The 22,540-nt window shown below is 58.6% G+C and carries 26 protein-coding genes; 20 read left to right on the top strand and 6 right to left on the bottom strand.

Annotation, left to right across the window (positions count from 1 at the left end):
- Positions 1-69 precede the first annotated feature (69 nt).
- From rpsH to bfr, 15 genes are all read left to right on the top strand, one after another.
- Complete coding sequence (gene rpsH / locus DKB71_RS30100; protein ID WP_008065722.1) at positions 70-462, top strand: 30S ribosomal protein S8; 393 nt, start codon at positions 70-72, stop codon at positions 460-462.
- A 12-nt stretch (positions 463-474) separates the two neighbouring features.
- Positions 475-1,008 carry a 50S ribosomal protein L6 gene (rplF, locus tag DKB71_RS30095; RefSeq protein ID WP_003176412.1) on the top strand — a complete coding sequence of 178 codons (534 nt, stop codon included), beginning with the start codon at positions 475-477 and terminating at the stop codon, positions 1,006-1,008.
- Positions 1,009-1,018: 10 nt separating this feature from the next.
- Positions 1,019-1,369 (top strand): 50S ribosomal protein L18, encoded by a 351-nt coding sequence (gene rplR, locus DKB71_RS30090; RefSeq protein WP_003186037.1) that lies wholly within the window; start codon positions 1,019-1,021, stop codon positions 1,367-1,369.
- Between the two features lie 3 nt (positions 1,370-1,372).
- Positions 1,373-1,873 carry a 30S ribosomal protein S5 gene (gene rpsE, locus DKB71_RS30085; RefSeq protein ID WP_003186035.1) on the top strand — a complete coding sequence of 167 codons (501 nt, stop codon included), beginning with the start codon at positions 1,373-1,375 and terminating at the stop codon, positions 1,871-1,873.
- Between the two features lie 2 nt (positions 1,874-1,875).
- On the top strand, positions 1,876-2,052 hold the full coding sequence (rpmD, locus tag DKB71_RS30080) for a 50S ribosomal protein L30 (RefSeq protein ID WP_003176408.1): 177 nt from the start codon (positions 1,876-1,878) through the stop codon (positions 2,050-2,052).
- A gap of 3 nt (positions 2,053-2,055) precedes the next feature.
- Complete coding sequence (gene rplO / locus DKB71_RS30075; RefSeq protein ID WP_003228720.1) at positions 2,056-2,493, top strand: 50S ribosomal protein L15; 438 nt, start codon at positions 2,056-2,058, stop codon at positions 2,491-2,493.
- Positions 2,494-3,822, top strand: a complete 1,329-nt coding sequence (secY, locus tag DKB71_RS30070) for a preprotein translocase subunit SecY (protein ID WP_274074389.1) — start codon at positions 2,494-2,496, stop codon at positions 3,820-3,822.
- A gap of 24 nt (positions 3,823-3,846) precedes the next feature.
- Positions 3,847-3,963, top strand: coding sequence for a 50S ribosomal protein L36 (gene rpmJ, locus DKB71_RS30065; RefSeq protein ID WP_002555468.1), 117 nt, complete (start codon positions 3,847-3,849; stop codon positions 3,961-3,963).
- Between the two features lie 130 nt (positions 3,964-4,093).
- Entirely contained in the window at positions 4,094-4,450 is a 357-nt protein-coding gene (rpsM, locus tag DKB71_RS30060) for a 30S ribosomal protein S13 (protein ID WP_009045849.1), read from the top strand.
- Between the two features lie 30 nt (positions 4,451-4,480).
- Positions 4,481-4,870, top strand: a complete 390-nt coding sequence (gene rpsK / locus DKB71_RS30055; protein WP_002555466.1) for a 30S ribosomal protein S11 — start codon at positions 4,481-4,483, stop codon at positions 4,868-4,870.
- 18 nt (positions 4,871-4,888) lie between these two features.
- Entirely contained in the window at positions 4,889-5,509 is a 621-nt protein-coding gene (rpsD, locus tag DKB71_RS30050; RefSeq protein WP_003176404.1) for a 30S ribosomal protein S4, read from the top strand.
- A 22-nt stretch (positions 5,510-5,531) separates the two neighbouring features.
- Positions 5,532-6,533, top strand: a complete 1,002-nt coding sequence (locus tag DKB71_RS30045) for a DNA-directed RNA polymerase subunit alpha (RefSeq protein ID WP_007970428.1) — start codon at positions 5,532-5,534, stop codon at positions 6,531-6,533.
- Positions 6,534-6,575: 42 nt separating this feature from the next.
- Positions 6,576-6,962, top strand: coding sequence for a 50S ribosomal protein L17 (gene rplQ / locus DKB71_RS30040; RefSeq protein WP_007970429.1), 387 nt, complete (start codon positions 6,576-6,578; stop codon positions 6,960-6,962).
- 184 nt (positions 6,963-7,146) lie between these two features.
- On the top strand, positions 7,147-8,601 hold the full coding sequence (locus tag DKB71_RS30035; RefSeq protein WP_408599132.1) for a catalase: 1,455 nt from the start codon (positions 7,147-7,149) through the stop codon (positions 8,599-8,601).
- Between the two features lie 149 nt (positions 8,602-8,750).
- On the top strand, positions 8,751-9,215 hold the full coding sequence (gene bfr / locus DKB71_RS30030) for a bacterioferritin (RefSeq protein ID WP_008053867.1): 465 nt from the start codon (positions 8,751-8,753) through the stop codon (positions 9,213-9,215).
- Between the two features lie 65 nt (positions 9,216-9,280).
- Here bfr and uvrA read toward each other — a convergent pair whose 3' ends face one another.
- Positions 9,281-12,115, bottom strand: coding sequence for an excinuclease ABC subunit UvrA (gene uvrA / locus DKB71_RS30025; RefSeq protein WP_323607757.1), 2,835 nt, complete (start codon positions 12,113-12,115; stop codon positions 9,281-9,283).
- Positions 12,116-12,306: 191 nt separating this feature from the next.
- Between uvrA and DKB71_RS30020 the strand changes: the two genes are divergently transcribed.
- Both DKB71_RS30020 and DKB71_RS30015 read left to right on the top strand, forming a co-directional pair.
- Entirely contained in the window at positions 12,307-13,704 is a 1,398-nt protein-coding gene (locus tag DKB71_RS30020) for an MFS transporter (RefSeq protein ID WP_323607759.1), read from the top strand.
- Between the two features lie 9 nt (positions 13,705-13,713).
- Positions 13,714-14,235: a single-stranded DNA-binding protein gene (locus DKB71_RS30015; RefSeq protein ID WP_020799826.1), complete on the top strand. Its 522-nt coding sequence runs from the start codon at positions 13,714-13,716 to the stop codon at positions 14,233-14,235.
- Positions 14,236-14,339: 104 nt separating this feature from the next.
- Here DKB71_RS30015 and DKB71_RS30010 read toward each other — a convergent pair whose 3' ends face one another.
- Positions 14,340-14,888 (bottom strand): cysteine hydrolase family protein, encoded by a 549-nt coding sequence (locus tag DKB71_RS30010; RefSeq protein ID WP_274074393.1) that lies wholly within the window; start codon positions 14,886-14,888, stop codon positions 14,340-14,342.
- A 102-nt stretch (positions 14,889-14,990) separates the two neighbouring features.
- Between DKB71_RS30010 and DKB71_RS30005 the strand changes: the two genes are divergently transcribed.
- From DKB71_RS30005 to DKB71_RS29995, 3 genes are all read left to right on the top strand, one after another.
- Positions 14,991-15,983: a GlxA family transcriptional regulator gene (locus DKB71_RS30005; RefSeq protein WP_274074394.1), complete on the top strand. Its 993-nt coding sequence runs from the start codon at positions 14,991-14,993 to the stop codon at positions 15,981-15,983.
- A 301-nt stretch (positions 15,984-16,284) separates the two neighbouring features.
- The gene (locus DKB71_RS30000; protein ID WP_408599131.1) at positions 16,285-17,394 is read left to right on the top strand and encodes a DUF3182 family protein; all 1,110 of its coding nucleotides are present in this window, start codon (positions 16,285-16,287) and stop codon (positions 17,392-17,394) included.
- On the top strand, positions 17,384-18,142 hold the full coding sequence (locus tag DKB71_RS29995) for a S9 family peptidase (protein WP_274074396.1): 759 nt from the start codon (positions 17,384-17,386) through the stop codon (positions 18,140-18,142). Before DKB71_RS30000 ends, DKB71_RS29995 begins: the two co-directional genes overlap by 11 nt.
- 38 nt (positions 18,143-18,180) lie before the next feature.
- On the opposite strand, the gene DKB71_RS29990 is transcribed toward DKB71_RS29995, so the two are convergent.
- Genes DKB71_RS29990 through DKB71_RS29975 form a run of 4 tightly spaced genes read right to left on the bottom strand, consistent with a single transcriptional unit; the run spans position 18,181 to position 22,166 of the window.
- Positions 18,181-19,167 (bottom strand): lysylphosphatidylglycerol synthase domain-containing protein, encoded by a 987-nt coding sequence (locus DKB71_RS29990; RefSeq protein ID WP_323628305.1) that lies wholly within the window; start codon positions 19,165-19,167, stop codon positions 18,181-18,183.
- Positions 19,154-20,449, bottom strand: a complete 1,296-nt coding sequence (gene clsB, locus DKB71_RS29985; RefSeq protein WP_323607762.1) for a cardiolipin synthase ClsB — start codon at positions 20,447-20,449, stop codon at positions 19,154-19,156. The genes DKB71_RS29990 and clsB overlap by 14 nt, the downstream gene beginning before the upstream one ends.
- Complete coding sequence (locus DKB71_RS29980) at positions 20,446-21,243, bottom strand: endonuclease/exonuclease/phosphatase family protein (RefSeq protein ID WP_408599130.1); 798 nt, start codon at positions 21,241-21,243, stop codon at positions 20,446-20,448. The genes clsB and DKB71_RS29980 overlap by 4 nt, the downstream gene beginning before the upstream one ends.
- A complete protein-coding gene (locus DKB71_RS29975; RefSeq protein ID WP_323607763.1) occupies positions 21,240-22,166 on the bottom strand; it encodes a DUF72 domain-containing protein in 927 nt (308 codons plus the stop codon). Before DKB71_RS29975 ends, DKB71_RS29980 begins: the two co-directional genes overlap by 4 nt.
- Between the last annotated feature and the right edge of the window lie 374 nt (positions 22,167-22,540).

Here is a 22,540-nt window from a genome sequence, read left to right as displayed (position 1 = left end):
TACCCGGAGATTCTCGGCGACACGTAGTAGCCGCAAGGCTAATTTTTCTGTATTAGGAGCGTCTAGCCCATGAGTATGCAGGACCCGTTAGCGGACATGCTAACTCGAATCCGTAATGCCCAGATGGCTGAAAAGTCCGTCGTAAGCATGCCATCTTCCACGTTGAAGGTAGCTGTTGCCAAAGTCCTGAAGGACGAAGGTTACATCGCGGGTTATCAGATCAGCAGCGAAACCAAACCACTGCTGTCTATCGAGCTGAAATACTTCGAAGGCCGTCCGGTTATCGAAGAAGTGAAGCGCGTTAGCCGTCCAGGCCTGCGTCAGTACAAGTCCGTCGATGATCTGCCAAAAGTTCGTGGCGGTCTCGGTGTGTCTATCGTCTCCACCAACAAGGGTGTGATGACTGATCGTGCTGCGCGCGCTGCCGGTGTCGGCGGCGAAGTTCTTTGCACTGTGTTCTAAGGGGGGATAAGCATGTCTCGCGTCGCTAAGAACCCCGTTAAGCTGCCAGCCGGCGTCGAAGTAAAATTCGCAGGCCAACAGCTTTCGGTGAAGGGTGCCAAGGGCACTCTCGAACTGAACATCCATTCGTCCGTTGAGATCGTTGAAGAAGCTGGTGAGCTGCGTTTCGCTGCTCGCAATGGCGATCAACAAACTCGCGCAATGGCTGGTACCACTCGTGCGTTGGTAAACAACATGGTCCAAGGCGTAAGCCAAGGCTTCGAGCGCAAGCTCCAGCTGGTCGGTGTTGGTTACAAAGCGCAAGCAAAAGGCACAGTGCTGAACCTGGCTCTTGGCTTCTCGCATCCAGTGGATTACGAACTGCCGGAAGGCATCACCGCTGAGACTCCTAGCCAGACCGATATCCTGATCAAGGGCATCGACAAGCAGCTGGTAGGTCAAGTGGCCGCCGAGATCCGCGACTTCCGTCCACCAGAGCCGTACAAAGGCAAAGGTGTGCGCTACGCGGACGAAGTCGTCCGTCGTAAAGAAGCCAAGAAGAAGTAGGGCATAGCAAATGACCGACAAAAAAGTTACTCGACTGCGTCGCGCTCGCAAAGCACGCCTGAAAATGCACGAACTCGAAGTCGTGCGTCTCTGCGTGTTCCGCTCTTCGCAGCACATCTACGCCCAGGTCATTTCGGCCGACGGCAACAAAGTCCTGGCAAGCGCCTCGACTTTGGATAAAGAACTGCGTGATGGCGCCACTGGCAACATCGACGCGGCCACTAAGGTTGGCCAGCTGGTCGCTACGCGTGCTAAGGCCGCTGGCGTCTCGCAGGTGGCTTTCGACCGCTCTGGCTTCAAGTACCACGGCCGCGTTAAAGCGCTGGCTGATGCTGCTCGTGAAGCTGGGCTGGAGTTCTAAGTTATGTCAAATAACGACCAAAAGCGCGACGAAGGCTACATCGAGAAGCTGGTTCAAGTTAACCGCGTAGCCAAAACCGTTAAAGGCGGCCGTATCTTCACTTTCACCGCGTTGACCGTGGTTGGTGATGGTAAAGGGCGTGTTGGCTTCGGCCGTGGCAAGTCGCGTGAAGTGCCTGCTGCGATCCAGAAGGCGATGGAAGCTGCTCGCCGCAACATGATCCAGGTTGATCTGAACGGCACCACCCTGCAGTACGCAATGAAGTCCGCCCATGGCGCTTCGAAGGTGTACATGCAGCCTGCTTCTGAAGGTACCGGTATCATCGCTGGCGGCGCTATGCGTGCCGTTCTCGAAGTTGCTGGCGTTCAGAACGTTCTGGCCAAGTGCTACGGCTCGACTAACCCTGTAAACGTGGTTCACGCCACTTTCAAGGGTCTGAAGGCTATGCAGTCTCCTGAATCCATTGCCGCCAAGCGTGGCAAAAGCGTCAAGGAGATCTTCTGATCATGGCTACCGTTAAAGTTACGCTGATCAAAAGCATGACCGGCCGCATCCCTAACCACAAACTGTGCGTTAAGGGTCTGGGTCTGCGTCGCATCGGTCACACTGTAGAAGTCCAGGATACTCCCGAGAATCGCGGGATGATCAACAAGGCTTACTACATGCTGCGTGTCGAGGGTTAATCGATGAAACTCAATGATCTGAGTCCAGCGCCGGGTTCCCGTCGCGAAAAGCATCGTCCGGGCCGTGGTATCGGTAGTGGTTTGGGTAAGACTGGTGGCCGTGGTCACAAAGGTCAGACTTCCCGCTCCGGTGGCACCATTGCTCCAGGCTTTGAAGGCGGTCAACAGCCGCTGCATCGTCGCCTGCCGAAGTTCGGTTTCGTTTCCCTGAAAGCCATGGACCGCGCAGAAGTGCGTCTGTCCGAGCTGGCCAAAGTGGAAGGCGACATCGTCACCGTGCAGTCCCTGAAAGATGCCAACGTGATCAACGTCAACGTACAGCGTGTGAAAATCATGCTGTCCGGTGAAGTGACTCGCGCTGTCACTATCGGCAAGGGAATCGGCGCCACCAAAGGTGCGCGTGCGGCTATCGAAGCAGCTGGCGGCAAGTTCGAGGAATAAATGGCTAAGCAAGGTGCTCTCTCTGCGCTCGGCAAAGGCGGTATGTCTGAACTCTGGGCTCGTCTGCGTTTTCTGTTCCTGGCGATTATCGTCTACCGAATAGGCGCACACATCCCGGTTCCAGGTATCAACCCGGACCGACTCGCGGACCTGTTTCGACAGAATGAGGGGACCATTCTTAGCTTGTTCAACATGTTTTCCGGCGGCGCGCTGGAGCGGATGAGCATCTTTGCACTGGGGATCATGCCGTACATTTCGGCATCGATTATCATGCAACTGATGTCAGCCGTCAGCCCGCAGCTGGAGCAGTTGAAGAAGGAAGGTGAAGCTGGCCGTCGCAAGATCAGCCAGTACACCCGCTACCTCACTGTCGTCCTCGCTCTTGTCCAGGCCATTGGCATGTCCATTGGTCTGGCGGGGCAGGGCGTTTCGTTCACTGGTGACTTTAGCTTCCATTTCGTCGCGGTAACCACTTTTGTGGCTGGTGCGATGTTCATGATGTGGCTGGGTGAGCAGATTACTGAGCGTGGTGTTGGCAACGGTATCTCGATGTTGATTTTTTCGGGTATCGTCGCCGGTCTTCCGAGAGCGATCGGGCAGTCTTTCGAGTCTGCACGTCAGGGTGATATCAACATCTTCGCCCTGGTTGCCATCGGTTTGCTGGCAGTAGCGATCATCGGTTTCGTGGTGTTCATTGAGCGTGGTCAGCGTCGTATCGCTGTTCACTACGCCAAGCGTCAGCAGGGCCGCAAGGTCTTCGCTGCGCAGACTAGCCACTTGCCGCTGAAAGTGAACATGGCCGGTGTTATTCCGGCCATTTTCGCGAGCAGCATTTTGCTGTTCCCGGCTTCGCTGGGTGCCTGGTTCGGTCAGTCTGAAGGTATGGGCTGGTTGCAGGACATCTCGCAGTCGATCGCTCCTGGTCAGCCGTTGAATATTCTGCTGTTTAGTGCAGGGATTATTTTCTTCTGCTTCTTCTATACGGCGTTGATGTTCAATCCGAAAGACGTAGCGGAAAACCTGAAGAAGTCCGGTGCCTTTATTCCGGGCATCCGTCCAGGTGAGCAGTCTGCGCGCTACATTGATGGCGTTCTGACTCGTTTGACCCTGTTCGGTGCTCTTTACATGACGGCCGTGTGCCTGTTGCCCCAGTTCCTGGTGGTTGCAGCCAACGTTCCGTTCTACCTTGGCGGGACCTCGTTGCTGATCGTCGTCGTGGTTGTGATGGACTTCATGTCCCAAGTACAATCGCACCTCGTTTCGCACCAGTACGAATCCCTGATGAAGAAAGCCAACCTGAAGGGTTACGGCAGCGGCATGCTGCGCTGACCCATAAGGTTCGAGGAGTTGGTGATGAAAGTTCGTGCATCGGTGAAAAAGCTGTGCCGTAACTGCAAGATTATTCGCCGCGAAGGTGTTGTTCGAGTAATTTGCAGCGCGGAACCGCGTCACAAACAGCGCCAAGGCTGAGTGTGATTGTGCTTCAAGCCCGGCAGCTAGTGCGCTGCCGGGTTGATTATTTGTTATTACAGCGATATTATCTCGCGCCCTATTTCTTGGCTTCCGGGGCGTAGGTAGCTGTCAATTGGAGTCCCACTGAATGGCCCGTATTGCAGGCGTTAACATTCCAGATAACAAGCATACTGTTATCTCGCTGACCTACATCTATGGTGTTGGTCGCACTACTGCACAGAAAATTTGTGCAGAGACTGGGGTAAACCCAGCAGCAAAGATCAAAGATCTGAGCGACGAGCAGATTGAACAGCTGCGTGGCGAAGTGGCGAAGTTCACCACTGAAGGTGACCTGCGTCGCGAAATCAACATGAAAATCAAGCGCTTGATGGACCTCGGTTGCTATCGCGGTCTGCGTCATCGTCGTGGTCTGCCAGTACGCGGTCAGCGTACCAAGACCAACGCGCGTACCCGTAAAGGTCCGCGTAAGCCGATCCGCAAGTAATCGCCCCAGCGAATCGACAGGAAAATTATCATGGCAAAACCTGCTGCTCGTCCTCGTAAAAAAGTTAAAAAGACAGTGGTTGATGGCATCGCCCACATCCATGCATCTTTTAACAACACCATCGTGACCATTACCGACCGTCAAGGTAACGCTCTTTCCTGGGCTACCTCCGGTGGTTCGGGTTTCCGCGGTTCCCGCAAGTCCACCCCGTTTGCTGCTCAAGTAGCTGCTGAACGTGCTGGTCAAGCTGCGCTGGAATACGGCCTGAAAAACCTCGACGTAAACGTCAAAGGTCCAGGTCCAGGTCGTGAATCCGCAGTCCGCGCTTTGAACGGCTGTGGCTACAAGATCGCCAGCATCACCGACGTGACGCCAATCCCGCACAACGGGTGCCGTCCGCCGAAGAAGCGCCGCGTGTAATCCAGGAGATTGTAAAGAATGGCTCGTTACATTGGTCCAAAATGCAAACTCGCTCGTCGCGAAGGCACCGATCTCTTTCTGAAGAGCGGCGTGCGCGCGATCGAATCGAAGTGCAACATTGAAGCAGCACCTGGTATCCACGGCCAACGCCGCGGTCGCCAGTCCGACTACGGCACCCAACTGCGTGAAAAGCAGAAGGTCCGTCGTATCTACGGCGTTCTCGAGCGTCAATTCAGCGGCTACTACAAAGAAGCTGCTGGCAAGAAAGGTGCAACCGGTGAAAACCTGCTGCAACTGCTCGAATGCCGTCTGGACAACGTTGTATACCGTATGGGCTTTGGTTCGACTCGTGCCGAATCCCGTCAGCTGGTATCGCACAAGTCGATCAGCGTAAACGGTCAGACCGTTAACGTTCCGTCCTACCAGGTTCGTGCTGGTGACGTGGTCGCTGTTCGCGAGAAAGCAAAAAACCAACTTCGCATTGTCCAAGCTCTCGATCTGTGTGCCCAACGTGGCCGCGTAGAATGGGTAGAAGTAGACACTGAGAAGAAGTCGGGCGTTTTCAAGAACGTTCCAGCTCGCAGTGATCTGTCCGCCGACATCAACGAAAGCCTGATTGTCGAGCTCTACTCCAAGTAAGGGCTAGAAAATAGGTGCATCCATGCAGATTTCGGTAAATGAGTTCCTGACACCTCGCCACATTGATGTGCAAGTTGTCAGTCCAACCCGCGCCAAGATCACGCTCGAGCCTCTCGAGCGTGGCTTTGGCCACACCCTGGGCAACGCGCTGCGCCGCATCCTGTTGTCCTCAATGCCCGGCTGTGCAGTAGTCGAGGCCGAGATTGACGGTGTGCTCCACGAGTACAGCGCCATCGAAGGTGTACAGGAAGACGTAATTGAAATCCTGTTGAACCTTAAAGGTCTGGCTATCAAGCTGCACGGCCGTGACGAAGTTACGCTGACCTTGTCGAAGAAGGGTTCGGGGGTGGTTACCGCTGCCGATATTCAGCTGGATCATGATGTCGAGATCGTTAATCCCGATCACGTAATCGCTAACCTGGCGTCTAACGGCGCCCTGAACATGAAGCTCGTAGTAGCTCGTGGTCGTGGTTATGAACCGGCAGACTCGCGTCAGAGCGATGAAGACGAAAGCCGCAGCATCGGTCGCTTGCAGCTTGACTCTTCGTTCAGCCCGGTTCGCCGTATCGCATACGTGGTGGAAAACGCCCGTGTCGAACAGCGTACTAACCTGGACAAGCTGGTTATTGATCTGGAAACCAACGGTACTCTGGATCCTGAAGAGGCTATCCGCCGTGCTGCAACCATTCTGCAACAGCAGTTGGCTGCGTTCGTCGACCTCAAAGGTGACAGTGAGCCAGTGGTTGTCGAGCAGGAAGACGAGATCGATCCGATCCTGCTTCGCCCGGTTGACGATCTGGAACTGACTGTACGTTCGGCTAACTGCCTTAAGGCGGAAAACATCTACTACATCGGCGACCTGATTCAGCGTACCGAAGTAGAGCTGTTGAAGACTCCGAACCTGGGCAAGAAATCCTTGACTGAAATCAAGGACGTTCTGGCCTCCCGCGGTCTGTCCCTCGGCATGCGCCTCGACAACTGGCCGCCTGCAAGTCTTAAGAAGGACGACAAGGCGACTGCCTGATCGTCGTAATCACCGAACGTAGTGTTTGGTAAGGAATGAACCATGCGTCATCGTAAAAGTGGTCGTCACCTGAGCCGCACCAGCTCGCACCGCAAGGCCATGTTCCAAAACATGGCGGTGTCGCTGTTCGAGCACGAGCTGATCAAAACGACTCTGCCAAAAGCTAAAGAACTGCGCCGCGTTGCCGAGCCGCTGATCACTTTGGCCAAGACAGATAGCGTTGCTAACCGTCGTCTGGCTTTCGACCGTACTCGTTCGAAAGCTATCGTTGGTAAGCTCTTCAACGACCTGGGCAAGCGTTACGCTACCCGTGAGGGTGGCTACCTGCGCATCCTCAAGTGCGGTTTCCGCGCTGGCGACAACGCGCCTATGGCGTACGTCGAGTTGGTTGATCGTGCTACTGCCGGCGAAGCTGTTTCTGCCGAGTAAGACGTCAGTCTGAAACAAAAAACCGGGCCTAGTGCCCGGTTTTTTGTGCGCGTTCAAAAAACATCTATTAGGCATTATCTATCGATTGACGTGGGTTAATGAATTGGAACCTGTCATCTAGATCGTCAATACTCCCTGTCAGCCGATTAGCCGGCCGTTTGAGACTGACAAAGGATGAGATCCCATGAGCCAAAGCAAAACGCTAACCACAGCCAGTGGCGCTCCTGTCGCTGACAACCAGAATTCCCGCTCCGCCGGCCCTCGCGGCCCACTGCTGCTCGACGACTTCCACCTGATCGAAAAGCTGGCCCACTTCAACCGCGAAAACATCCCGGAACGCCGTGTGCACGCCAAAGGCTCAGGCGCCTACGGTACCTTTACTGTTACGCGGGATATCACCCAATACACCAGCGCCAAGCTCTTTGAGGCGGTCGGCAAGCAAACGCCAACCTTTCTGCGATTCTCCACTGTCGGTGGTGAGCGCGGTTCGGCGGACACCGAGCGCGATCCCCGTGGCTTCGCGTTGAAGTTCTACACCGAGGAAGGCAACTGGGACATTGTCGGCAACAATACGCCGGTGTTCTTCATCCGTGATCCGCTGAAATTCCCGGACTTTATTCATACCCAGAAGCGCCTGCCGCAAAGCAATCTGAAAAGCGCACAGGCCATGTGGGACTTCTGGTCGCACTCTCCGGAGGCGCTGCACCAGGTCACCATTCTGTTCTCCGACCGGGGTATTCCTGATGGCTACCGTCACATGCACGGCTTCGGCAGCCACACTTACAGCCTGATCAGCGCCAATGGCGAGCGTCATTGGGTCAAGTGGCACTACAAGACCCAACAAGGGATCAAGAATCTCGCCCCTGCAGAGGCGGCGCGCCTGGCAGGCACCGATCCGGATTACGCTCAGCGCGACCTGTTCGAAGCCATCGAGCGCGGTGACTTTCCGAAATGGCGTGTGTGCATCCAGCTCATGACCGAGGCCCAGGCCGCAGCACACTACGAGAACCCGTTCGACGTGACCAAGACCTGGTCGCAGAAGGAGTTCCCGTTGATCGAAGTCGGTGAGTTGGAGCTCAATCGAAACCCGCTGAACTACTTTGCCGAAGTCGAGCAAGCCGCGTTCGGCCCCAGCAACATGGTGCCAGGCGTCGGTCTTTCGCCAGACCGCATGCTGCAAGGTCGTGTGTTCGCTTACGCTGATGCCCATCGCTACCGTGTTGGCACCAATCACCAGCAGTTGCCGGTAAACGCCCCGCGCAGCCCGGTGAACACCTACCAGCGCGATGGCTCCATGGCTTTTGGCAGCAATGGCGGTGCGGCACCGAACTACGAGCCCAATAGCTACATCGAGTCGCCAAAACAGGCGCCTCGTTATGCTGAGCCTGCGCTGGCCTTGAGTGGTGCGGCCGATCGCTACGATCATCGCGAAGACACCGACTATTACAGTCATGCCGGTGCGCTGTTCCGCCTGATGAGTGACGAGCAAAAAGCGCTGTTGGTCAGTAACATCGCCAGCGCCATGGCGGGTGTTTCAACCGACGTGGTTGATCGTCAATTGCAGCATTTCTACAAGGCGGATCCGGCGTATGGAGAAGCAATCGCAACGCTGCTCAACGTACAGCTTAACGAAGTCTAAATGAGAAGCAGAACCGCCCTTAATTGGGCGGTTTTTGCGTTATTTAAGCTGCTTTTCTCAGAATATCTTCGCTTTTATTGCGTCTTCCGAGTGACGTTAGGGCCGGGTTGGTTCAAACTACAGACTTTCAAGCAGGGAGATGTAGGGCGATGCAAGGCCACCCAGACGTTATCGATTACCTCAACACGTTGCTGACCGGCGAACTGGCCGCGCGTGATCAATATTTCGTCCACTCGCGGATGTATGAGGACTGGGGTTTCACCAAGCTCTACGAACGAATCAACCACGAGATGGAAGAGGAAGCAGGGCACGCTGATGCACTGATGCGCCGGATCCTGATGCTCGAAGGCACGCCGCGCATGCGTCCGGACGATCTGGATGTCGGCACCACAGTGACGGAGATGCTCGAAGCGGACCTGCGCCTGGAATACAAGGTACGGGCTGCGCTGTGCAAGGGCATCAAGCTCTGCGAGCAGCACAAGGACTATGTCAGTCGCGAAATGCTACGGGTCCAGTTGCATGACACCGAAGAAGATCACACCTACTGGCTCGAGAAGCAGTTGGGCCTGATCAAGTTGATCGGTCTCGAGAATTACCTGCAATCCCACACCTGATTGCGGCGGATACAAAAAAGCCCCTATCACTGATGAAGTGACAGGGGCTTTTTCATGGGGCTCGATCAAGCCCGGTCGCGCTCCAGCAAAGGCTTGAGGTAGTAACCGGTGTGGGACTGCTTCATCTCGGATACTTCCTCAGGCGTGCCGACGGCAATGATCTGCCCGCCCTTCGAACCTCCTTCCGGCCCCAGGTCCACCAGCCAGTCGGCGGTCTTGATGACGTCCAGGTTGTGCTCGATCACCACCACGGTGTTGCCGTGGTCACGCAGGCGATGCAACACGTCCAGCAGTTGCTGGATGTCCGCGAAGTGCAGCCCGGTGGTGGGTTCGTCGAGGATGTACAGGGTCTTGCCGGTGTCACGCTTGGACAGCTCGCGGGAGAGTTTCACCCGCTGGGCTTCACCGCCGGACAGCGTGGTCGCCGATTGCCCCAGCTTGATGTACGAGAGGCCGACGTCCATCAGCGTTTGCAGCTTGCGCGCCAGGGCCGGTACCGCATCGAAGAACTCCCGGGCCTCCTCGATGGTCATCTCGAGGGTTTCATGGATGCTCTTGCCCTTGTACTTGATCTCGAGGGTTTCACGGTTGTAGCGCTTGCTCTTGCAGACATCGCAGGGCACGTAGATGTCCGGCAGGAAGTGCATTTCCACCTTGATCAGGCCATCACCCTGGCAGGCCTCGCAGCGTCCGCCTTTCACGTTGAAGGAGAAACGCCCGGGGCCATAACCGCGGGAGCGGGATTCCGGCACGCCGGCAAACAGCTCGCGAATCGGTGTGAACAGGCCGGTGTAGGTGGCCGGGTTGGAGCGCGGCGTGCGGCCGATGGGGCTCTGGTCGATGTCGACGACCTTGTCCAGGTGCTCCAGGCCCTTGATGCTGTCGTGAGCGGCCGCTTCGAGGGTGGTTGCACCGTTGAGTGCCGTGGCGCTCAGCGGAAACAGCGTGTTGTTGATCAGCGTCGACTTGCCTGAGCCGGACACGCCGGTCACGCAGGTCAGCAGGCCGATCGGGATCTCCAGGTCGACATTGCGCAGGTTGTTGCCACGGGCACCCTTGAGTGTCAGCGACAACTTCTTGTTGCGCGGCGTACGTTTGGCCGGCACCGCGATCTTCACCCGGCCCGACAGGTACTTGCCGGTCAGGGAGTCGGGATGCGCCATTACCTCGGCCGGCGTACCTTCGGCGACGATGTGCCCACCGTGAACCCCCGCGCCCGGGCCGATATCCACGACATAGTCGGCCAAGCGAATCGCGTCTTCATCGTGCTCGACCACGATCACCGTGTTGCCGATGTCTCGCAGGTGTTTCAGGGTGCCGAGCAACCGGTCGTTATCGCGCTGGTGCAGGCCGATCGAAGGTTCGTCGAGGATGTACAGGACGCCGACCAGGCCGGCGCCGATCTGGCTGGCCAGGCGAATACGCTGGGCCTCGCCACCGGACAGGGTGTCCGCGCTGCGATCCAGCGACAGATAATCGAGGCCGACGTTGACCAGGAACTGCAGGCGTTCGCGAATTTCCTTGAGGATCTTGTCGGCAATCTCGCCACGACGGCCAGTCAGCTTCAACCCACCGAAATAATCGCAGGCATCGCCGATGGGCAGGTTGGTCACCGCCGGCAGGGTTTTTTCGCCGACCCACACATGCCGCGCTTCGCGACGCAGGCGGGTGCCGCGGCAATCAGGGCAGGACTGGGTGCTGAGGAACTTGGCCAGTTCTTCGCGTACCGAGGCCGACTCGGTTTCGCGATAACGACGCTCCAGGTTGGGCACGATGCCTTCGAACGGGTGCGAGCGCTTGACGATATCGCCGCGGTCATTCAGGTATTTGAAATCGACGTTTTGCGAACCGCTGCCGTGCAGGATGCTCTTCTGCTGATCGGCCGGCAGTTCGTTGAACGGCACTTCCAGGCTGAACTTGTAGTGGGAGGCCAGCGAGCCGAGCATCTGGAAATAATAGACGTTGCGCCGGTCCCAGCCGCGAATCGCGCCTTCTGCCAGGGTCAGTTCACCGTTGACCAGGCGCTTGATGTCGAAGAACTGCTTGACCCCCAGGCCATCACAGGTCGGGCAGGCGCCAGCCGGGTTGTTGAAGGAAAACAGCTTCGGCTCGAGTTCGCTGATGGCATGCCCGCAGATCGGGCAGGCGAAACGCGCGGAGAAGATCATCTCTTCGCCCGGCTCGTCGTCCATCGGCGCCACCAGGGCGATGCCGTCTGCCAGTTTCAGCGCGGTCTCGAAGGATTCGGCCAGGCGCTGTTGCAGGTCGGCGCGAACCTTGAAACGGTCGACCACGACATCGATGGTGTGTTTTTTCTGCTTGTCGAGCTTGGGGGCTTCGTCCAGCTCGTAAAGCTTGCCGTTGATCCGCGCACGGACGAACCCTTGGGCGCGCAGCTCTTCGAAGACCGAAAGGTGTTCACCTTTGCGCTCGCGAATGACCGGGGCCAGCAGCATCAGCTTGCTGCCCTCCGGTTCGGCGAGGACCAGGTCGACCATCTGGCTGACGGTCTGCGCTTCCAGGGGAATGTCGTGGTCCGGGCAGCGCGGAATGCCGACGCGTGCATACAGCAGGCGCAGGTAGTCGTAGATTTCGGTGATGGTGCCGACGGTCGAACGCGGGTTGTGCGAGGTCGACTTCTGTTCGATGGAGATCGCCGGCGACAGGCCTTCGATGGTGTCGACGTCAGGTTTTTCCATCATCGACAGGAACTGCCGGGCGTAGGCCGACAGCGACTCGACATAACGACGCTGGCCTTCGGCGTACAGCGTGTCGAAAGCCAGGGAGGACTTGCCGGAGCCGGACAGGCCGGTGATGACGATCAGCTTGTCCCTTGGCAGGGTCAGGTCGATGTTCTTCAGGTTGTGGGTTCGGGCCCCACGAATCAGGATCTTGTCCAAAGTGGCCTCGCTCGGCGGGCGTCGAAAACGTAGGAGTATACGGCCAAATACTGGATGGATGCACACTATCGAATACTGGTTTTGTCGCCTTACATGAAAGCTCTTTCATCTACACGTGGCAAAGCGTCGCGATATACCCTGTCAATCGATGGGACTGGTAGAATCGCCGCCGGTTCACATGAGGTTTTTCCATGCACGATCCCCACAGCGAACGCATGAGTGGCAGTGAGACCCGCGCAGCAAGCGGTCTGGCCCTGGTGTTCGCCTTCCGTATGCTTGGCATGTTCATGGTGTTGCCGGTATTGGCGACCTATGGCATGGACCTGGCGGGAGCGACCCCGGCCCTCATCGGGCTGGCGATTGGCGCTTACGGCCTGACCCAGGCGATTTTCCAGATTCCCTTCGGTTTCATTTCCGACCGCATCGGGCGCCGCCCGGTGATTTACCTGGGGCTGATCGTCTTCGCCCTCGGCAGCGTTTTGGCGGCTAACGCCGACTCGATCTGGGGCGTGATCGCCGGGCGCATCCTGCAAGGTGCCGGGGCGATTTCCGCGGCGGTGATGGCCTTGCTGTCAGACCTGACCCGCGAACAGCATAGGACAAAAGCCATGGCCATGATCGGCATGACGATCGGCCTGTCGTTTGCGGTTGCCATGGTGGTGGGGCCGTTGCTGACCCGTGCTTTCGGCCTGTCCGGATTGTTCCTGGCCACCGGTGGCATGGCGCTGTTCGGCATTGTCATCGTGATGTTCATGGTGCCGCGCTCCACGGGGCCGTTGCAGCACCGTGAATCCGGCGTCGCCCGCCAGGCGTTGATACCGACGCTCAAGCACCCGGACCTGCTGCGCCTGGATCTTGGTATCTTCGTGTTGCATGCGATGCTGATGTCGAGTTTCGTTGCCTTGCCCCTGGCGCTGGTCGAGAAAGCCGGGCTGCCCAAGGAGCAGCATTGGTGGGTGTACCTGACCGCGCTGCTGATTTCCTTCTTCGCCATGATTCCGTTCATCATCTACGGCGAGAAGCGACGCAAAATGAAACGAGTTTTGCTCGGCGCCGTCGTGACGCTGATGCTCACTGAGCTATTCTTCTGGCAGTTCGGCGACAGCTTGCGAGCTCTGGTGATTGGAACCGTGGTGTTTTTCACGGCCTTCAATCTGCTGGAAGCTTCGTTGCCGTCGCTGATCAGCAAGGTTTCACCGGCGGGCGGCAAGGGCACGGCGATGGGGGTCTACTCCACCAGTCAGTTCCTCGGTTCGGCACTGGGCGGCATACTCGGCGGCTGGCTGTTCCAGCATGGCGGTCTGTCGGTTGTGTTCCTTGGATGCGCCGGTCTGGCTGCCCTCTGGCTGGCCTTTGCTGTTACCATGCGTGAACCTCCCTACGTGACAAGCCTGCGCTTGCCATTGTCGCCCGAGGCGATCCGCGAAGCGGGGCTGGTTGAGCGCCTGAAGGCCGTCGTAGGGGTAACAGATGCAGTGATAGTCGCTGATGAGGCGGCCATTTACATCAAATTGGACACCGAACTATTGGATCGCACCACCCTTGAAAGCCTGGTGAACAACCCGGCCGGGGCAGCGTGCGTAGCCTAGGAGAACGTAATGGCCCGTGGGGTTAACAAAGTCATATTGGTCGGCACTTGCGGCCAGGATCCTGAAGTTCGTTACCTGCCGAATGGCAACGCCGTGACCAACCTGAGTCTGGCAACCAGCGAACAGTGGACCGACAAGCAAACCGGTCAGAAAGTCGAAAAAACCGAATGGCACCGTGTGTCGATGTTCGGCAAGGTCGCAGAGATCGCCGGCGAATACCTGCGTAAAGGTTCGCAGGTCTACATCGAAGGCAAGCTGCAGACCCGCGAGTGGGAAAAAGACGGTATCAAGCGTTACACCACTGAAATCGTGGTCGACATGCAAGGCACCATGCAACTGCTGGGCGGTCGTCCACAGCAGGGTGACCAGCAAGGCCAGGGCGGTGGTAACAACTACCAGCAATCCGCGCCACGCCAGCAGGCTCCGCGTCCACAGCAGTCGGCCCCGCAACAGTCGCGCCCGGCTCCTCAGCAGGCGGCTCCGCAGCCGGCTCCGGACTTCGACAGCTTCGATGACGATATTCCGTTCTAAAACAGCGGTAAGCCCCGAGCTACAAGCGGCGAGCTGAAAAACAAAACCCGCACTTCGATCTGAAGTGCGGGTTTTTTTTGCGGTGAAATTCCTTAAAAGAAGTTTCAGTTCGCGAGGAATTCGTCCGTGGACACCACGTTGGCGTAGGCAAAGCCCAGGGCCGACATGAAGGCTGCATGGACATGAGCCGCCGGAACGGTCACGCCGTTGAACTCCAGGTCACGGGAGGCACAGGCATCGTGGATCACCGTGACGCTGTAGCCGAGGTCGTTGGCAGCGCGAGTGATGCCGTCGACACACATGTGGCTCATGCTGCCGACCACCACCAGTTCCTTGATGCCTTGCTCGTCGAGAATGGACTGCAGTTCGGTTTCGCGGAACGAGTTGACGAAGTGTTTGAGCACCACTGGCTCATTGTCCTGGTTGAGCACTTTAGGGTGCAGCTTGGCGCCGTCGGAGCCCGGGGTGAAAAACGGTGCGTCTTCGGAAGTGAATTCGTGGCGGATGTGCACCACCGAATCCCCGGCATCACGAAAGGCCTTGAGCAGACGGACGGCGTTGTCTGCCGCTGCATCGGCGCCGGCCAGCGGCCACTTGCCTTCTGGGAAGTAGTCTTTTTGGATATCGACTACGATGAGTGCTTGCTTGGCCATGACTGTTTCCTCGAAGTGCGGTTTGGGTGTGGAATGGAGTATTGGCCCTGGCCGAGCGTCCGGGGATTGGCCGCACCGACAATAGAAGGGGGAAAACTGACAATGGATGCACAAAGGGCGATCGCCGAGCTGGGCGTGTTGATCTATCCCGGCGCGCAGATGGCGGCGGTGCATGGCTTGACGGACCTGTTCGGGGTGGCCAACCGGATCGCCGCCGAGCATCAAGAGGCGCGCTTGCCCTTGCTGCGCGTGAGCCATTGGCAGGTCGATGGCCAGCAGGCACCGTCGCGCGTCTATGACAGTCATCCCGCGACAGACGACGCATTGGTGGCGGTATTGATTCCACCGTCGATTGCCGGGTTCACCGAAGGCCAGGCGCCGCAGCCGTTGCTGCGCTGGCTGCGCCAACAACACGCCAGCGGCGCGACCCTCGGGGGCGTCTGCGTGGGTTCGCTGCTGTTGGCTGAAAGCGGACTGCTCGACGGGCGCAGCGCCACCACTCACTGGACTTCGGCAAAGTCCTTCAGCGAGCGTTACCCGGCGATCAAGCTCAAGGCCGATACTCCCATCGTCGATGACGGTGACCTGATTACCACCGCCGGACTGATGGCCTGGTCTGAATTGGGACTGCGCCTGGTGGATCGTCTGTTGGGGCCGAGCATTGCCACCGGCACGGCGCGTTTCCTGGTGGTGGAACACAGCGACAGCGCCAGTGAGTGCGGCAGCAATTTCGCGCCGATTCTCAACCATGGCGATGCCTCGATTCTCAAGGTTCAACACTGGCTGCAAAGCACGGGCGCCACCGATGTCTCGCTGGCGACCATGGCTGAGCGGGCAGGGCTGGAAGAGCGTACGTTCCTGCGCCGTTTCCGCGCGGCGACGGGGCTCAAGCCTACGGAATATTGCCAGCATCTGCGGGTCGGCAAGGCTCGGGAAATGCTCGAGTTTACCAACGGCACCATCGATCACATTGCCTGGACCGTCGGGTATCAGGATCCGGGAGCGTTTCGTTCGACGTTCAAGAAGATTACCGGGCTGGCGCCGAGTGATTATCGCGCGCGGTTTGGGGTGATGCCGAGTGTTGCAACCCGTTAGCGGCTGCATCACACGACCCTGTGGGAGCGGGCTTGCTCGCGAATGGGGTATGTCAGTCAAAACTGGTGGGACTGGAAGATTGCTTTCGCGAGCGAGCCCGCTCCCACAGGGGGGGCGATGTCAGGTTTGAATCGTGCAAAATGCCGGTATGAAAAATCCGGTCGTGCAGAATAAGGCGGGCGAGGTGCCACCATCGTTTCTGCTACAGGCTGATTTACATAGCATTTTTCTCAGCAGGCGGTTGGCCTGAACCCTGCACCCCATCAGCTACATTCATATCGCGACAACTGAAGGGGGACGCATGACCCCAACAAACCGCAAGAAATTGGTCGTCGCCCATTCGGTGCGCGACGATGCACCGGTTCACGAAGTCGAAACCAATCGCGCCCTGGCCCGTTGGCTGGCGCAAGTCCTCGGGCTCAAATTCGGCGGCAGCTACGACCCGCAGGTACACAGCGGTCGAGACATTTATCTGTTACCGACCCAGACCCTGGTGGGGGCCGCAGCCGCCCGGCATTTGGGCGTCAAGGGACCGGAGGATTTGTGGGGCGGTTATGTCGAGCATGATTTCATCTGCACCAAAGCCATCAGTCATGGTTTGTTGAATCGACATGCCCATGCTCCGCAAGGCTGGGCGCCGTTGTTTTCCGAACGGGTGCGCACGGTGGTGCTTGATGGTCTGAGTGTGTTCTCGTTCGAGGATGCGCGTCCGGCGGCGGAGCATCTGCTCTACAGCGGCGCGATCCGCATCAAGCCGATCCATGCCTGTGCCGGGCGTGGTCAGGAAGTCATCAAGAGCCTCGACCAGTTCGACGAAATCCTCGCCCGTCCTGATGCGAAAGCGCTGTTCAGTGAAGGCGTGGTGCTGGAGCAGGACCTGGACCAGGTGATTACCCACAGCGTCGGGCAGAGTTTCATTGGTGAAAAGGTGCTCAGTTACTGCGGTGATCAATACTTGACCACAGACGCCCACGGCGAAGAGGTCTATGGTGGTTCCAACCTGCTGGTGGTGCAGGGTGGCTACGACGATCTGCTGACCCTGGATTTACCCGACGATGTGCAACTGGCGATCCGGCAGGCTCAGGTATTTGACGGTGCCGCAGACGAAGCCTATCCCGGTTTCTACGCCTCACGGCGCAATTACGACATCGCCCAGGGTATCGCCAGTGATGGCCAGCAACGCAGCGGCGTGCTCGAGCAATCCTGGCGCATGGGTGGGGCTAGTAGCGCTGAAGTCGCAGCCTTGCAGAGCTTCGTCAACGATCCGGGGATGCGCGCGATTCGCGTGTCTTCGGTGGAGACCTACATCGATCAACCCTTGCCGGCGGACGCCATCGAGGTGTACCGCGGGCCAGCGGAAAACAGCGATTTTCTCCTCAAGTACGTAACGGTCAAATCCTATGACGGCTAGAAGCGAAAGCATTCAAATCGACATCGACGACGAACAGATGAGCGGGACTTTTCTCAGCCCCAAATCGAAAGTCCCCGGCGTGTTGTTTGTGCACGGCTGGGGCGGCAGTCAGGAGCGAGACCTGGAACGGGCGAAGGGCATCGCCGGATTGGGTTGTGTGTGTTTGACCTTCGATCTACGCGGGCACACCGGCGGCACGGGTATTCCGCTGACCCGCGTAACCCGCGAAGACAACCTGCGCGACCTGCTGGCGGCCTACGACCGTTTGCTCGCGCACCCGGCGCTGGATACCTCGGCGATTGCCGTGGTTGGCACCAGCTACGGCGGTTACCTGGCTTCGATCCTCACTTCGCTGCGGCCGGTGCGCTGGCTGGCGTTGCGGGTGCCGGCGCTGTACCGCGACGATCAATGGCACACGCCCAAGCGCGACCTGGACAAGCTCGACCTGCGCGACTACCGCAGCACCCTGGTGCGCGCCGATAGCAACCGGGCGCTGCATGCCTGTTCGCAATTTACCGGGGATGTGTTGCTGGTTGAGTCGGAAACCGATGTCTACGTACCCCACGCGACCATCATGAGTTATCGCGCGGCGTGTCAGCAGACTCATTCGTTGACGCACCGCATCATCGACGGGGCCGATCATGCGCTGAGTGAACCCGTTTCACAGCAGGCCTACACCTCGATCCTGGTGGACTGGATCACGGAAATGGTGGTGGGTGAGCGGTTGAGCATTATTCAGTCCTCATAATCTTGTGGTGTTCTTTCGGGCTTCGAAAACAGCACAAATCACTTGGGCTTCTTCGAGATCCGCAACGACTTGGCCTTGGCCTCCACCAGCAGGTACATCACCAGCGTGATCAACAGCGGCAACAGGAAATAGATCGCCCGATAAGCCAGCAACCCCGCCACCAGGCTGCCCCGCGAGGCCTCGTGTTGCAGCAGTGCCACGAACACCGCTTCCAGCACACCGAGCCCGGCCGGAATGTGGGTGATGACCCCGGCGATGGCGCTGATCAGCAACACACCCAGCACCAGCGGATAGTCCAGTTTGCTCGGCAACAGGGTGAAAATCACTGCGGCCATCAACGACCAGTTCAGCGCCCCCAGGGCCAGTTGCAGGATTGCCATGCGCAGCGACGGCAAGTTGATTTCCACCCCGCGAATCGACCATTCCCGACGCTTGGAGAACTGGCACGCCGCCAGATACCCCGCACTCACCAATAGCAGCAACACGCCCACCGCCTGTAACGCGCCGCTGCTCAGTTTCCAGCCTGGAGGCATGCGCACCAGTCCGCTGCTGAACACCGCGCCGGCGATCATCATGTAGCCGAACCAGTTGGTCGCCAGGCTCAGGCCGAGGATTTTCGCAATGTTGGATTTGCTCACCCCAAGCCGTGAATACAGGCGATACCGCATGGCAATGCCGCCGACCCAGGCGCTCAGGTTGAGGTTGAAGGCGTAGCTGATGATGCCCACCGGCAGGATCTGTTTCCACGTCAGGTCCTGGCGGATGTAGGTGCGGCCAATCAGGTCGAAACAGGCGTAGACCAGAAAACTCACCAGGGTCAGGCCGGCCGCGATGATCAAGGTGCGTACCTTGAAATCGGTCAGGGTCTCGAACACTTCGTTCCATTCAATGCGCTGGGCGAACATCGTCAAGAGGACGATCAGCGCCAGGAAAAACAGCATCGTCAACGGTCTTTTCCAACGGCTCCAGCGCGATTTTGCCGGGTGCTCGGCGTGGGACGCCGCCTGCGCTTCAGTGCGGCTCATGTTGATCGCTCCCGGTCGGTGGGGTGAATGCTTTCAATCGTGGTTTGTGCGCGGGCAACCAGCCGGCCCATGCCGGAAAATGCCGCAGGAAGTGAAACACCATGAAGCCCACGGTCATGTGCCAGATTCGCCCGCGCGGGGCTTTGTCCACGGACATGGCCTTGCAATGGTTATCGCTGAGTTCCTCGAGCCGTTCGAACAGGTCACGGTTGAACGCACGGTCACGGATCAACACGTTGGCCTCCAGGTTCATCGACAGGCTCAACGGGTCGAGGTTGCTCGAGCCGACGGTGCTCCAGTCTTCGTCCACCAACGCGACCTTGCCGTGCAGTGGGCGGTCGCAGTATTCGAAGATTTTCACACCGGACTTGAGCAGGTAATCGTAAGTCATGCGCGCTGCCAGTTTGGCCACCAGCATATCCGGCTGGCCCTGGAGGATCAGGCGCACTTCAACGCCGCGGCGCGCCGCGTTACGGATCTCGCGCAGCAAGCGATAGCCTGGAAAAAAGTAGGCGTTGGCGATGACCACGCGCCGCTGCGCCGTGCGCAGCGCCAGGCGGTAAACCTCTTCGATATCGGTCGAATGCTCGGCGTTGTCGCGGTACACCAGCCGCACCTGGCCATCGTGATCGGTCACGACCAGTTCCGAGCGCCGTTGCCGACGGCGTTGCCACCAGTATTTCGCGCGGGCCGGGCGACCGCATTGCAGCAGGGCAAAGTGATGGATGTCGGCCACCGCCGGGCCTTGCACTTCAACCGAATAATCCTGTTTGGCTTCCGGGCCGAAGTCGGCCAGATGATCGGCGGAGAAGTTGATCCCGCCGATGAACGCAAGCGTTCCGTCCACCACCACGATCTTGCGATGCAGGCGGCGGAACCAATTGGTGCGGATGCCCAGGCGCTTGGGGGCCGGGTCGAACATCTGCAAATGCACGCCGGCACCGCTCAGGGCGGTGAGATACCCGGCAGACAACTCTCCGCAGCCAAACCCGTCAAAACTGGCCGTCACGCGTACGCCCCGTTGAGCCGCCTCGATGAGCACGTCCTTCAGTTCTTCGCCCACCTTGTCCTCGAACACAATGAAGGTTTCCAGGAGGATCTCGGTTTTGGCCTGGCGCATGGCCTCGAACACCCTGGGGAAATAGGCTTCGCCATTTTCCAACAGTTCGACCCGATTGTTTCCCTGCCAGCCGTACTCGACGTCGACCCTTTGCGGCTCGCTCATGGGCGGCGCGGCTATCGTTTTTTCCAGCGCGGTTTTTTCCATCGACGGGCTACTCATAGCTCAATCTCCACCGACAACGGTGCGTGATCCGAAAGGTGTGACCAGGGCCGGGTGGCCAGTACCTGCGGACGGCTGGCCTTGAGGTTGCGCACGTAGATGCGGTCCAGGCGCAGGGTCGGCAATCGCGCGGGAAAACTGCGCGCCGGCTTGCCATGGTGCTCGGCGAACACTTCGCGCAAACCGCAGGGCTTGAGCAGGGCATCGGCGCGTTGGCGCCAGTCGTTGAAATCACCGGCCACGATCACCGGCGCGTCGCCTGGCAACGACTCAAGAAGGCGCCCCAGCAACTTGAGCTGTTCATTGCGGTGGTTTTCGCGCAATCCGAGATGGACGCATATGGCATGCACCTCCGGGCCTTCGCCAGGCAGGCGCAGCACGCAGTGCAAAATGCCGCGGTTCTCGTGGCCGCTGATGGACACGTCGAGGTTGTCGTGGCGAACGATCTGGAATTTCGACAGCAAGGCATTACCGTGATCGCCTGCCGGATAGACCGCGTTGCGGCCGTAGGCAAACTGCGGCCAGAGGGTATCGGCGAGGAATTCGTACTGGGGTATCGCCGGCCAATTGTCGTAGCGCTTGGGATGATGTTCGTGGGTGCCGTGTACCTCCTGCAGAAACACCACGTCGGCAGACACGCTGCGCACCGCTTCGCGCAGTTCAGGCAGGATGAAGCGCCGGTTCAACGCCGTGAAACCCTTGTGGGTGTTGACCGTCAGCACGGTGAAACGGTGCACCGTGCTCTCGATGGTCGCCTGCTCGTCGGTGGTACCAACCGGTTCGGAAATGCTCATGGCAACACTCCTTCGGCAGCGGGTTCGCCGGGGGCAGTGAGCAGCTCTTTGTCGAGGTCGAAGCGCTCCAGCAAACGACGCGCATCGAAGGGCGCGCGAACCTTGATGTCGTTATCGAAATAGCAGAACACTTCCCGGGACTTGCGCGCCCTGGGTTTCAGGCGCGGCGCGATCAAATGCGGATCGGCCGGTTGCCGCCCCTGATGCCAGGCCTCGATCCGGTCGCCCCAACGCTTCAGTGCCTGAGGGGTGTAGCCGCTGGCGTAGAGCTCTTCGGCACCGTGCAGCCGCAGGTACACGAAATCGCTGGTGAGGTCCTCGCGGTACGGCCATTTGCCAGCGGTGTCGGCGATGACCAGGGCCGTGTTGTGGCGTTTGAGCAGGCGGACAAATAGCGGGTCGATGAAGCTCTCGTTGCGGATTTCCACGGCATGGCGCAAGGGCTGTTTCCTGCTCGCCTTCAGGCTGGCGTGGCCGTTTACATGGGAATCGTGCTGGCGGGCGAGGGCGGCGGCCTGTTGGGTGTCGTGGGGCAATTGTTCGAGGAAGGTTTCGAACAGTTCGGCGTCGAATTTGAAGTTGGGCGGAAACTGCCAAAGAATCGGGCCGAGTTTTTCCTTGAGTTCCAGCACCCCGGAGGCGAAGAAATTCGCCAGGGGTTTGTGGATGTCACGCAGACGCTTGATATGGGTGATGAAACGCGGGGCTTTGACGCTGAACACAAAGTGCGCCGGGGTTTCGGCATACCACTGGGCATAGCGTTCGGGCCGTTGCAGGGCGTAGAACGATCCATTGATCTCGATGCTGTTGACCGCCCGTGAGGCGAATTGCAATTCGCGCCTCTGGGCCAGGCCCTTCGGGTAGAAATCCCCCCGCCAGGGCGTGTAGCGCCAACCTGAAATACCGATGTGAATCGCCGCCATGTCGCCTCCCGTGTGACTGCCCCCTGATCTTTTGATGACTGTGGGGCAGTGGCGAAAGTTTCGGTGGGGCTACGGACGGTCACATTTTACAGGTCACCACAAAACCCGTAGGAGCCGGCTTGCTGGCGATGGCGGCGGCCCATTCGACATGGATGTGACCGACATATCGCTGTCGCCAGCAAGCCGGCTCCTACGGGGGTCAGAGGCCTGCAACCAGTCCGGTGAACATGATCGCGCTGGCGGCTTTTTCCTCGGGCACTAGACTGGTTGGCGATGGTAAAAATACAGGGATGAGCATTTGATATTTGTCTTGAGCGCAAAGATTGCTGGGGATTTGCCGGCCAGCAGCGAACTAGTCCGGCAATTCTCGATCA

It is taken from the genome of Pseudomonas sp. PLMAX, assembly GCF_046042685.1.
GTDB lineage: Bacteria > Pseudomonadota > Gammaproteobacteria > Pseudomonadales > Pseudomonadaceae > Aquipseudomonas > Aquipseudomonas putida_AE.
Note: the sequence above shows the minus strand (reverse complement) of the source record. Positions and strands in the feature narration are given on the sequence as shown.